Below are 11,476 nucleotides of genomic sequence, written 5' to 3' on the forward strand. Positions count from 1 at the left end.
GCGAGGGCCGCACCTCCGCCGGCCGGGAGGCCCGGAAACCGGAGGTCGGGAGCCCGAAGCCGGGAGGCCGGGAGACCCGGAAGCCGGGGGACCGGGAGCCGGAAGCCCGGAGGCCGGAAGCCCGGAGGCCGGGAGCCGGGGGCCCAGGAGCGCATGTCGCCGCCGCCCCCGGCCCCCTCATGGCACCCGCGGCTTCCGGACCGTGCTCAGCGTCTCCAGGAGCGCTGCCAGGGCGTCCCCGGGAAGGCCTTCGCTCTCGGTGCCGGGAGGCGCGTCGTCGGGGAGGCCACTGGCCGCGCGGACGGCGTGGGAGAGGGCGGAGTCCGTGCCCGGGACCTCCAGGGTGACGATCACGCCGGCGGCGGAGCGGCGGGCGGCGCCGCCGAACCACCGGGGGCACGCGTCGACGGCCTTGAGCCACCGCTCCCCCGGCACCGGGACCAGCAGGTCCGCGCCGGGCGCGGGTTCCGCGAAGCCCTGGGTCAGCACCTGGACGGCACGCACCCGGCCCCGGACCTCGGGCAGTTCGACGCTGCCGTGGGTCTCGACGGCGAGGAGACCGACCGAGCGGATCCGGTCCCCCGGCCGCCCGCCACCGAGGTCGTCCGGGGCGATCATGTGGACCGGGTGGGCGTGCAGGGCCACCACGAGGCCCGTCTCCTCGCGCACCACCCGCACGGCACCGTCCTTCCCGCGCACGTCCTCCACCGCTCCGACGATCTCGGTCAGCTGGTCGTGCCAGCCGCCGCCGAGCACGTCGTCGGCGTCGCACAGCAGCAGCGGCCAGCCCACCTCGTCGCCCACCGAGAACGGCGTACCGCAGCACTCCATCTGCCAGTCCGCGTAGAACACATGCCAAAGCCCCATGCCCCCACCTTCCACGGAACCCACGGCCACCCGCGAGACGTTTTCCCCGTACGCCCGGTACGGTCGGGCAGTCCCACCCCCGTCCCGTCCGCCCGTCCCACCGTGTGCACGACTGTCCAGGGAGCCCCATGACCACCGCGACCACCCGCCACAGCGACCGGAGGATCAGCCCGGTCTTCGTCGGGATCCTCGCCGTCACCGCGGTGACCGGCTGGGCCACCTGGACCGGGTTCGCCGAGCAGCCCGGCGTCGCCGTGTTCCTGTTCGTGACGGCGGCGTGGATCGTCTCGCTCTGCCTGCACGAGTACGCGCACGCGCGCACCGCCCTGCACAGCGGTGACATCTCGATCGGTTCGAAGGGCTACCTCACCCTCAACCCGCTGAAGTACACCCACGCCCTGCTGAGCATCGTGCTGCCGGTCATCTTCGTGATCATGGGCGGTATCGGTCTGCCCGGCGGCGCCGTCTTCATCGAGCGGAACCGCATCCGGGGCCGCTGGCGGCACAGCCTGATCTCGGCGGCGGGCCCGCTGACGAACGTCCTGTTCGCGCTCGTCTGCACGGCCCCGTTCTGGCTGGACGCGCTGGACGGCGTACCGCGGGACTTCCGGTTCGCGCTGGCCTTCCTCGCGCTGCTCCAGGTCACGGCCGCGATCCTGAACTTCCTGCCGGTGCCCGGGCTGGACGGCTACGGCGTCATCGAGCCCTGGCTGTCGTACAACATCAGGCGCCAGGTGGAGCCGTTCGCGCCGTTCGGCCTGCTCTTCGTGTTCGCACTGCTGTGGCTGCCGGCGGTCAACACCGCGTTCTTCGACGTGATCGACTCGGTCCTGGGCGGACTGGGGATCACGGACGTCGAGACGTACTGCGGTCAGGATCTGTACCGCTTCTGGCAGGAGTCGAACCAGTACTGCCAGATCAGCCCGTGACGGACTTCCGGAGCTTCTCGCGCTTCAGGTAGTACCAGCACATGTTGGACGACAGCCCGGCGAGCAGGACCCACACGATCCCCAGGAAGCTGCCCTTGGCGAAGGAGACGACCGCCGCGGCCACGGCGAGGACGCAGACGAGAAGGGCGTAGAGGGCGAGGCGGGGCATGGCGTGGAGCTCCTGTCGGGGGACACCGCTGATGCCGTCCAGTGTCCCCCATGGACTCAGACGTCCGTGACACGGAGCCCGGCGTGCGCCTTGTACCGGCGGTTGACCGAGATCAGATTGGCGACCAGCGCCTCCACCTGGTGGGCGTTGCGCAGCCGCCCGGCGAAGACACCGCGCATGCCGGGGATGCGGCCGGCCAGTGCCTGCACGATCTCGACGTCCGCCCGTACCTCGCCGAGGACCATCACATCGGTGTCGATCTCGTCGACCTCCGGGTCCTGGAGCAGCACGGCGGACAGGTGGTGGAAGGCGGCGGTGACCCGGGAGTCGGGCAGCAGGGCGGCGGCCTGCTCGGCGGCGCTGCCCTCCTCGGGCTTGAGCGCGTAGGCGCCCTTCTTGTCGAAGCCGAGCGGGTTGACGCAGTCGACGACGAGCTTGCCGGCCAGTTCCGCGCGCAGGGACTCCAGCGTCTTGCCGTGGCCGTCCCAGGGCACGGCGACGATCACGATGTCGCTGCGACGGGCGGTCTCGGCGTTGTCGGCGCCCTCGACGCCGTGGCCGAGCTCGTCGGCGGCGGCCTGCGCGCGGTCGGCGGCCCGCGAGCCGATGATCACCTTCTGGCCGGCCTTGGCCAGCCGGTAGGCGAGGCCCTTGCCCTGCGGGCCGGTGCCCCCGAGCACGCCGACCACGAGCCCGGAGACGTCGGGGAGGTCCCAGGGGTCCTTGGCGGGGGCCTTCGCGGGGGTCTCGGTGGGCTGCTGTGCACTGTCGGTAGAGGTCATGGCCCGACTGTACGTCCGCCGCTCCCCGCCCCTTCGTCCAGGTGAGGCCGCGCCACGGCACCGGTGTGCCCGGGTCGGGCGAATTCGGGGCGAACAGCGGGCCCGGGGGAGCCGGTTGCGGCAGGATGCGGGCCCATGGACGCCGTACGGGTAGCGCTGCTGCGTGAAGTGCTCGCCGGGACCGAGTGGTTGGGGGAGACCCGCCGGTTCGCGGGCGCGCTCAGGGGGTCGGTGGTGTCGCACGGCGGCGGGCTGCTGCTCGTCGGCACACCGGAGTACGAGCCGTGGCATCTGGCGGCCCACCTGGTCGACGAGGCCGCCTGGTCGGGCACCCCGGAGCTGGCGCCGACCCTCGTACGCCATGACGCGCGCCCCTCGGACCCGGCCCACCTGGCGGTCGGCCCCGGCCGCCTGACCGCGGCCCGGCGGGGTGAAACCCTGCTGGTGGTGTCGCCCGAGGGGCCGGACGCCCCCCTGCTGGAGCGGGTGCACGACGCCCGCCGGGCCGGGGCGACGGTCCTGGCCCTCGGCGGCGACACCGGCGAGCTCACGGCGATGGCCCACGAGTCCCTGGCCGTACCGGACGGGGCGGAACTCGACCTGGACACCGTGCAACACCTGGTGAGCGCGGCGGCCGGCGAAAACCCGGTCCCCACCCCCCGAGGCCGCCGCCGCCTCCGAGACCGCCTCTCCCAACTGGCAGAGGCCCTGACGGCCCCTCCCCCGGCCCGCTGGTAGCCCACGGGCCGGACAGCCGCCGCCCGGCAACGGCAACCGCACCCACCCAAGGGGCGCGGGGCTGTATCGATGTGCGGCTCCGCCGCGTGGGCGCGACCAGCCACAACGAACCCGCGGCCGCCATACGACCGAACAAGGCACCCCAGACGGCGAAACCCGCACCCCCACCCCCAGCACGCCCCACCCACCCGAACCCCGAACCCCGAAACACCCCGCCCCGAAAACCAGTTGCCCGTGGGAAGCCCTCCCCCGGACCATGGCACGTCGTGACCGATGCGACCCCCGAACCGCCGTCCGGCCTACGGGCCCTCCTCCCCGATCTCGCCCCGTGGCGGGCGTCGCGGGACTTCCGGCGGCTGTGGTTCGCGGGGCTGGTCTCGAACTTCGGCAGTTTCCTCACCTTCGTCGCGCTGCCGGTGCAGCTGAAGGAGCTGACCGGGTCGGCCGCGGCGGTGGGCGCGATCGGGGCCGTGGAGCTGATCCCGCTGGTGGTGTTCGGGCTGTACGGCGGGGCGCTGGCGGACGCCTGGGACAAGCGGAAGCTGATCGTGTGGACCGAGGTGGGGCAGGGTCTGCTCTCCGCGTTCCTGCTGCTGAACGCGCTGCTCCCGACGCCCGCCGTCTGGCCGCTGTACGTCGTCGCGGCCCTGTCCTCCGCCCTGGTCTCCGTGCAGCGCCCCGCGCTCGACTCCCTCTGGCCGAGGATCGTGGCCCACGACCAGCTGCCGGCGGCCGCCGCCCTGAACTCCTTCCGCTGGACGCTCGGCGGGGTCGCGGGCCCGGCGCTGGCCGGTGTGGTGGTCGCCTACGCGGGGCTCGGCTGGGCGTACGGCGCCGACCTGCTGACCTTCGTCGTCTCCGTGGTCCTCGTCCTGCGCATCGCGGCCTCCCCCGCCTCCCACGAGGCGGTGAAGCCGTCCCTGAAGGCCATCGCCGAGGGCGCGCGGTACGCGTGGAGCCGCAAGGAACTCCTCGGCACCTACGCCGTCGACCTCGCCGCGATGTTCCTGGCGATGCCGCTCGCCGTACTGCCGTTCCTCGCGGACGAGTTGGACGCCGAGTGGTCACTGGGCCTGATGTACGCGTCGGTCCCGCTGGGCGCGCTGCTGGTGAGTGTGACGAGCGGCTGGACCTCGCGGATCCACCGGCACGGGCGGCTGGTGGTGCTGTCGGCCGCGCTGTGGGGGCTGGCGATCGCGGCCGCCGGGCTCGCGGGCGATGTGTGGCTGGTGCTGCTGTTCCTGACCGTGGCCGGCGGCGCCGACATGGTCAGCGGGGTCTTCCGCGCGGCCATGTGGAACCAGACGATCCCGGACGAGCTGCGCGGCCGGCTCGCCGGGATCGAGCTGCTGTCGTACTCGGTCGGGCCGACCGTCGGCCAGGTCCGCTCGGGCGGTTTCGCCACGTGGTGGGGCGTGCGTACGTCGGTCTGGTCGGGCGGTCTGCTGTGCGTGGGCGCGGTGGGGCTGCTGGCCCTGTGCCTGCCGAAGCTGATGACGTACGACGTGCGGACCAACGAGCACGCGGTACGGCTGCGCGAACAGCGCGAGGCGGAGGCACCCACGGGCACCTGACCCACCCGTCACTCGTCGTCGCGGCCACCGGCCGAGGCGTCGTGCCACTTGGGGTCGTTCTCCCACTCCAGGTTGCGCTCACGGGCCGTCTGCATCGCGTGCTCGGCCTCCTTGCGGGTGGCGTACGGACCGAAGCGGTCCTTGGCCGGGCACTCGGGACCTTCCTCGACCTTCTTGTGCTGGAGGCAGTAGTACCACTCCCCCGGCTTGCCGACCGTGCGCTTCTTGAACAGGGCCATGACCAGCTCCTCTCGCCACCGACATCTTCCCCGATGCCCGCTGGTTAGACTCGCTGCCATGTCTGGCCAGTCGCTGCTCGTACCAGGGGAGCTGTCTCCCACCCGTTCCGTACCCGGCAACATCCGCCGGCCCGAGTACGTCGGCAAGCCCGCGCCGACGCCGTACACCGGGCCGGAGGTGCAGACGCCCGAGACGGTCGAGGCGATGCGCGTGGCCGGCCGGATCGCGGCGCGGGCGATGGCGGAGGCGGCGAAGCTGATCGCGCCGGGGGTCACCACCGACGAGCTGGACAGGGTGGCGCACGAGTACATGTGCGACCACGGCGCCTACCCCTCGACGCTCGGCTACCGCGGGTACCCGAAGTCGCTGTGCTCCTCCGTCAACGAGGTGATCTGCCACGGCATCCCGGACTCGACCGTGCTGCGGGACGGGGACATCGTCAACCTCGACGTGACCGCGTACATCGGCGGGGTGCACGGCGACAACAACGCGACCTACCTGGTCGGGGACGTGGACGAGGAGAGCCGGCTGCTGGTCGAGCGGACGCGGGAGTCGCTCAGCCGCGCGATCAAAGCGGTCAGGCCCGGCCGGCAGATCAACATCATCGGGCGGGTCATCGAGTCGTACGCGAAGCGGTTCGGCTACGGCGTGGTCCGCGACTTCACCGGCCACGGCATCAACTCGTCCTTCCACTCCGGCCTGATCGTCCCGCACTACGACAGCCCGCACGCGACGACCGTCATCCAGCCCGGGATGACCTTCACGATCGAGCCGATGCTGACGCTCGGCACCCACGAGTACGACATGTGGGACGACGGCTGGACGGTCGTGACGAAGGACCGCAGGCGCACGGCCCAGTTCGAGCACACGCTGGTGGTGACGGAGTCGGGGGCGGAGATCCTCACGCTGCCGTAGTCCGCACACCTCTCTCATGGCCCGCTCTCCTCGGAGGGCGGGCCTTTTGCCGCTCCGGTAGGTTTTTACCGACAGGCTGTCGGATAAGTTACCGACAGAGAGTCGACAAAGCATTGACTTAGGCAAGCCTAACCATAGAAAATCTGGGCCATGGACTCCTTCTCGACAGTCATCCGCACCGCCTCCCACGAGCAGCACGTGGAAGCGGAGACCTCGACGTTCATGAGCGATCTGCTCGGGGGACGGCTCGGCGTCGACGCGTACGCGCGCTACACCGAGCAGCTGTGGTTCGTCTACGAGGCGCTGGAGACGGGGGCCGAGCGGCTGGCGTCGGATCCGGTGGCCGGGCCGTTCATCCAGCCGGAGCTGTTCCGGCTGAGCGCGCTGGAGCGCGACCTGACGCATCTGCGGGGTGCCGACTGGCGGGCGGGGCTGTCCGCGCTGCCGGCGACCCGGGCGTACGCGGACCGGGTGCGCGAGTGCGCCGAGCGGTGGCCGGGCGGTTACGTCGCCCACCACTACACGCGCTATCTCGGGGACCTCTCCGGCGGCCAGATCATCCGCGACAAGGCGGAGAAGACCTGGGGCTTCGAGAAGAAGGGCGACGGCGTCCGCTTCTACGTCTTCGAGGAGATCGGCAACCCCGCGGCCTTCAAGCGGGGGTACCGCGAGCTGCTGGACGCGGTGCGCGCGGACGATCTGGAGAAGCAGCGGGTCGTGGCGGAGTGCAAGAAGGCGTTCACCCTCAATACGGCCGTCTTCATGGCGCTGGGCGAGGAGTTCCGGCTCAGCGCCTGACGCTCGTCAGCGTTCGAGGAGGACGCGGCCGCCGACCTCCACCCAGCCTCCCGGTTGCGGGGCGGTGAGGATCTGGGAGCCGGCGCCCTGCGTGATGTTGAGGGCGCGGCCCAGTCGGTCGGTCAGCAGGATGGCGGCCGCGCCGGTCGCCTCGTCCTCCTCGATGCCGTCGCCCCGGCCGGGAAAGGCGCGAGCCCGCACACGGCCGGCGGCCTCGTCCTCCCAAGCCCAGGCGTAGATCCACTCCCCGGGCGGCGGCACGGGCAGGTCGTCGACCTCGGCCGCGGTGGCGTACTGCCGCAGCGTCCGCGGCGGCGCCCACTCGGCCCGCGCCTCGATCCAGCTGAACTCGCCGTCCAGCCGGGTCCCCACCACACCGGCGGGCGTGACCAGTTCGGGCACGTCCAGCAACCACGCGGTCCCGACACACGGATGCCCCGCGAACGGCAGCCGGAGCGTCGGCGTGTAGATGTCGATCACACCGCGCTCGGGATCGTCCACGAACACGGTCTCGCTGAACCCCAGCTTCCCCGCGAACACCTGGCGCTCCTCCGGGTCCGGCATGACGGAGCCCTCCCGGACGACCCCGAGTTCGTTGCCGTACCCGCCATTCGCTCCGCAGAAGACACGGAGCACGTCGTAGTCAGTCACGGGGGCATTGAAGCATCGCGGGGACAGCGAGGCGCGCGAGGTAAGGCTAACCTAACCAACCATCGGCCGTGTGGGCCGGACCGCGTGGAGAGGAACGGCTGCGGCATGACCGTACTGGAGAAGGCCGCGCACGACGCGCCGGCCGCCGAGGCACCGCCGCGCGGACGGCACAGCGCCACCTGGCTGTTGACCGCGGGGCTGCTCGTGGCGCTGCTGGTGCTCGTGCCGGTCGCGGCCGGGATCGGCGCATATCCGGTGCCGGTCGGGGACGTGCTCGCCTCCGTGCAGCACCGGATCGGCCTGGGCGGCACGGAGTTGGACCGGGTCGCCGAGTCGGTGCTGTGGAACGTCCGCTTCCCCCGCATCGTCCTCGCCCTGCTCATCGGCGCCTCACTTGGCTGCGCGGGCGCGCTGATGCAGGGCGTGTTCGGCAACCCGCTCGCCGAGCCGAGCACCATCGGCGTCTCGCTGGGCGCGGCGGTCGGGGCGGTCGCCTCGATCTCGCTCGGCCTGTCCTTCCTCGGCACGTGGACCCTCCCGGCGATGGCCTTCGTCGCCGGCCTCGGCACGGTCCTGCTGGTGTACGCGATGTCCCGTTCCGCCGGCCGTACCGAGGTCGTGACCCTGATCCTCATGGGCATCGCCGTGAACGCCTTCGCCGGCGCGCTCATCGGCCTCTTCATCTTCCTCGCCGACACCGCCGCGGTGAACCAGATCACCTTCTGGCAGCTGGGCTCCCTCGCCCAGTCCACCTGGCCGAAGGTGCTCGCCGTGCTGCCCTGCGCGACACTCGGACTCCTCGTCGCGCCCCTGTACGCCCGCCGCCTCGACCTCCTCGCCCTCGGCGACCGCCCCGCCCGCCACCTCGGCGTCGACGTCGAGCGGCTCCGCATCCTGCTGATGTTCGTCGTCGCCCTCCTGACAGCCGCGGCGGTGAGCGTCTCCGGCGTCATCGGTTTCGTCGGCCTCGTCGTCCCCCACCTCCTGCGCATGGTCGCGGGGCCCGGCCATCGCTTCCTCATCCCCGGCAGCGCGCTGGGCGGAGCGGTGGTGTTGCTCGCGGCGGATCTTGCGGCCCGGACCGTCGCCGCGCCCGCGGAGTTGCCGCTCGGTGTCCTTACGGCGCTTCTCGGCAGCCCGTTCTTCTTCTGGCTCCTGCGGAGGACACGGCGACGGCAAGGGGGGTGGGCCTAGCGCTCGTGTCGTCTGCGGGTGGGCTGTGCGGGTTTCGCCTTCTGGGGTGCCTTGTTCGGTCGTATGGCGGGTGCGGGTTTGTTGTGGCTGGTCGCGCAGTTCCCCGCGCCCCTGGGGTGGGTGCGGTTGCCGTTGGTTGGTCGTGCGGGTTTCGCCGTTTGGGGTGCCTTGTTCGGTCGTATGGCGGGTGCGGGTTCGTTGTGGCTGGTCGCGCAGTTCCCCGCGCCCCTGGAAAGCGGAAGTCGCCGTTGGGCATGAGGTGCCCCCGGGCGGTGGGCGTCTCAGCCGCCCACCGCGGTAAGGGGACGGGGCGGGGGGTGTCCGCCCGCAGCGTCCGGCGTCCAACACGCAGCACCTCCAGGCCCGACAGCACCGCCGGACCGAGGACGGACACCCCCCGCCCCGGCCCCGACCCACAACGCGACCCTGGGCGCTACATCCACCCCCACCGGACCCGCACAACGCGCCGCGAGGCATTCAACCCAAGGACCCGCATCATGAGACTGCTCCGCCCCCGCCCCACACCCCCACCCCCCTCCACACCCGGAGACGTCCTCGCCGAAGCCGAGGGGCTGTGGCTCCGGCTCGGCGGCCGTGAGGTGCTGCAAGGCGTCGACGTCACGGCCCGCGCCGGCGAGGTGCTCGCGCTGGTCGGGCCGAACGGGGCCGGAAAGTCGACGCTTCTCGGCGCGCTCGCGGCGGATCTCCCGCCCGCCGGCGGAACGGTTCGTATCCTCGGCAGACCCGCCGCAGAGTGGTCCACGCCCGAACTCGCCCTGCGGCGGGCCGTGTTGCCGCAGTCGGCCACGCTGTCGTTCCCCTTCGCGGTGGAAGAGGTGGTGCGGATGGGCCGCGCCCCCTGGGTCGCGGTGAACCCGGACGACGACGACCGAGCCGTGGCGGAGGCGATGGCGGCGACCGAGGTGACCCGGTTCGCCGCGCGGCCGTTCTCCGCGCTCAGTGGCGGCGAGCGGGCACGGGTCGCCCTGGCCCGGGTACTGGCGCAGCGCGCCCCGCTGCTGCTGCTGGACGAGCCGACCGCGGCACTGGACCTCAAGCATCAGGAGCTGGTGCTGCGGGTGTGCCGGGAGCGGGCACGGGCCGGCGACGCGGTGGTGGTCGTGCTGCACGATCTGGGCCTCGCGGCGGCGTACGCGCATCGCGTGGCGATCCTGCACGCGGGCCGGGTGGCGGCGGACGGACCGCCGCAGGAGGTGTTCTCGGGGCGGCTTCTCACGGAGGTCTACGACCAGCCCGTGGAGGTGCTGCCGCATCCGCGGACGGGAGCCCTGCTGGTGACCCCCGAGCGGAACCTTTGAATGTCCTTTGACCGTCTCTTGGTGTCGCTTTTGAGACATGTACAGGTATGACTCAGGTAAGCCTCAGATAAGTTAGGCCAGCCTTGCCCCGCCGCGTGATAGCCGTCACGCGGCTTTTCAGCCAGTACCAGGAGACCGAAGTGCGCCCCTCAAGACTCACCGCCATCACCGCCACCGCAGCGGTGGCGGCCCTGACCGCACTGACGGGCTGCACCGAGAAGAGCAGCGGCGGGAGCGGCGACCGGGTGATCGACGTGACGGCCACGGACAGCAAGTGCGAGGTCTCCAAGAAGGAGTTCCCGGCCGGGCACGTCGAACTGGCGATCGAGAACAAGGGCTCCAAGGTCACCGAGGTCTACATCCTGTTCCCCGACGACCGGATCGTCACCGAGCGCGAGAACATCGGCCCCGGCACCAAGCAGAAGGTCACCGCCGAGGTGAAGGCCGGCGACTACACGATCGCGTGCAAGCCGGGCATGAAGGGCGACGGCATACGCCAGGCCGTCAAGGCCACCGGCGGCGGCACGGTCGCCAAGCGCGACCCGCGTCTGGACGCGGCCGTGGCCGCCTACCGCAAGTACGCGCAGCAGCAGGCCGACGAGACGCTGCCGAAGACGCAGGTGTTCGCCGACGCGGTCAAGGACGGCGACATCGAGGCCGCGAAGAAGGCCTACGCCCCTTCCCGTATCGGCTGGGAGCGCACCGAGCCGGTCGCCGAGTCCTTCGGTGACATCGACCCGAAGGTCGACGTCCGCGCGGACGGCCTGGAGGCGGGCCAGAAGTGGACCGGCTGGCACCGGCTGGAGAAGTCCCTCTGGCAGGACAAGAAGATCACCGCCGAGGACAAGACCCTCGCCGACCAGCTGATCACCGACCTCAAGGACTGGCAGAAGCGGGTCGGCAAGGCCGAGATCACCCCGACCTCGATGGCCAACGGCGCCAAGGAACTCCTCGACGAGGTCGCCACCGGCAAGGTCACCGGCGAGGAGGAGCGCTACTCGCACACCGACCTCGTCGACTTCAAGGCCAACGTCGAGGGCGCCGAGGAGTCGTACGAGCTCCTGAAGCCGGTGGCCAAGGAGAACGACCCGGCCCTGGTCGCCGAGCTGGACAAGCAGTTCGCGGCGCTTAACGCACTGCTGGACAAGTACCGCGCGGACAAGACGTCGTACGACTTCACGTCCTACGACAAGGTCGGCGACGCCGAGCGCAAGGAGCTGTCGGACGGGGTCAACGCGCTCGCGGAGCCGCTGTCCAAGCTCGCCGCCGCCGTGGCGACGAAGTCCTCCTGAGGCAGGGG

Annotated in this window: 13 protein-coding genes; 8 read left to right on the top strand and 5 right to left on the bottom strand. The window is 71.6% G+C overall.

All coding sequences use genetic code 11. The features are described 5' to 3' along the window. Nucleotides 1-177: 177 nt before the first annotated feature. Nucleotides 178-867 carry a DUF6578 domain-containing protein gene (locus SLINC_RS13595; protein WP_067431448.1) on the bottom strand — a complete coding sequence of 230 codons (690 nt, stop codon included), beginning with the start codon at nucleotides 865-867 and terminating at the stop codon, nucleotides 178-180. A 128-nt stretch (nucleotides 868-995) separates the two neighbouring features. Between SLINC_RS13595 and SLINC_RS13600 the strand changes: the two genes are divergently transcribed. Next, nucleotides 996-1,796, top strand: coding sequence for a site-2 protease family protein (locus tag SLINC_RS13600; protein ID WP_067431451.1), 801 nt, complete (start codon nucleotides 996-998; stop codon nucleotides 1,794-1,796). Here the strand turns inward: SLINC_RS13600 and SLINC_RS13605 are convergent. After that, nucleotides 1,786-1,965: a hypothetical protein gene (locus SLINC_RS13605; RefSeq protein ID WP_067431454.1), complete on the bottom strand. Its 180-nt coding sequence runs from the start codon at nucleotides 1,963-1,965 to the stop codon at nucleotides 1,786-1,788. The genes SLINC_RS13600 and SLINC_RS13605 overlap by 11 nt on opposite strands. Before the next feature lie 56 nt (nucleotides 1,966-2,021). After that, on the bottom strand, nucleotides 2,022-2,747 hold the full coding sequence (gene npdG / locus SLINC_RS13610) for an NADPH-dependent F420 reductase (protein WP_067431458.1): 726 nt from the start codon (nucleotides 2,745-2,747) through the stop codon (nucleotides 2,022-2,024). Between the two features lie 135 nt (nucleotides 2,748-2,882). Between npdG and SLINC_RS13615 the strand changes: the two genes are divergently transcribed. After that, nucleotides 2,883-3,485, top strand: coding sequence for a hypothetical protein (locus SLINC_RS13615; RefSeq protein WP_067431461.1), 603 nt, complete (start codon nucleotides 2,883-2,885; stop codon nucleotides 3,483-3,485). A gap of 266 nt (nucleotides 3,486-3,751) precedes the next feature. Continuing rightward, entirely contained in the window at nucleotides 3,752-5,059 is a 1,308-nt protein-coding gene (locus SLINC_RS13620; RefSeq protein ID WP_067431464.1) for an MFS transporter, read from the top strand. Nucleotides 5,060-5,067: 8 nt separating this feature from the next. On the opposite strand, the gene SLINC_RS13625 is transcribed toward SLINC_RS13620, so the two are convergent. Beyond that, nucleotides 5,068-5,298, bottom strand: a complete 231-nt coding sequence (locus SLINC_RS13625; protein WP_067431467.1) for a hypothetical protein — start codon at nucleotides 5,296-5,298, stop codon at nucleotides 5,068-5,070. 58 nt (nucleotides 5,299-5,356) lie between these two features. Between SLINC_RS13625 and map the strand changes: the two genes are divergently transcribed. Both map and SLINC_RS13635 read left to right on the top strand, forming a co-directional pair. Continuing rightward, the gene (gene map / locus SLINC_RS13630) at nucleotides 5,357-6,214 is read left to right on the top strand and encodes a type I methionyl aminopeptidase (protein WP_067431471.1); all 858 of its coding nucleotides are present in this window, start codon (nucleotides 5,357-5,359) and stop codon (nucleotides 6,212-6,214) included. Nucleotides 6,215-6,364: 150 nt separating this feature from the next. Then, nucleotides 6,365-7,012: a biliverdin-producing heme oxygenase gene (locus tag SLINC_RS13635; protein ID WP_067431474.1), complete on the top strand. Its 648-nt coding sequence runs from the start codon at nucleotides 6,365-6,367 to the stop codon at nucleotides 7,010-7,012. Nucleotides 7,013-7,018: 6 nt separating this feature from the next. Here SLINC_RS13635 and SLINC_RS13640 read toward each other — a convergent pair whose 3' ends face one another. After that, a complete protein-coding gene (locus SLINC_RS13640; RefSeq protein WP_067431477.1) occupies nucleotides 7,019-7,663 on the bottom strand; it encodes a PhzF family phenazine biosynthesis protein in 645 nt (214 codons plus the stop codon). A 105-nt stretch (nucleotides 7,664-7,768) separates the two neighbouring features. Here SLINC_RS13640 and SLINC_RS13645 point away from each other — a divergent pair, with 105 nt between their 5' ends. The 3 genes from SLINC_RS13645 to efeO all read left to right on the top strand — a co-directional run bounded on the left by SLINC_RS13645 (nucleotide 7,769) and on the right by efeO (nucleotide 11,468). Then, nucleotides 7,769-8,857, top strand: a complete 1,089-nt coding sequence (locus SLINC_RS13645; protein WP_067431481.1) for a FecCD family ABC transporter permease — start codon at nucleotides 7,769-7,771, stop codon at nucleotides 8,855-8,857. A gap of 497 nt (nucleotides 8,858-9,354) precedes the next feature. Continuing rightward, complete coding sequence (locus tag SLINC_RS13650; protein ID WP_067431484.1) at nucleotides 9,355-10,176, top strand: heme ABC transporter ATP-binding protein; 822 nt, start codon at nucleotides 9,355-9,357, stop codon at nucleotides 10,174-10,176. Nucleotides 10,177-10,316: 140 nt separating this feature from the next. Next, complete coding sequence (gene efeO / locus SLINC_RS13655; RefSeq protein ID WP_067431487.1) at nucleotides 10,317-11,468, top strand: iron uptake system protein EfeO; 1,152 nt, start codon at nucleotides 10,317-10,319, stop codon at nucleotides 11,466-11,468. Nucleotides 11,469-11,476: the final 8 nt, after the last annotated feature.

This window comes from Streptomyces lincolnensis, from assembly GCF_001685355.1.
Lineage (GTDB): Bacteria > Actinomycetota > Actinomycetes > Streptomycetales > Streptomycetaceae > Streptomyces > Streptomyces lincolnensis.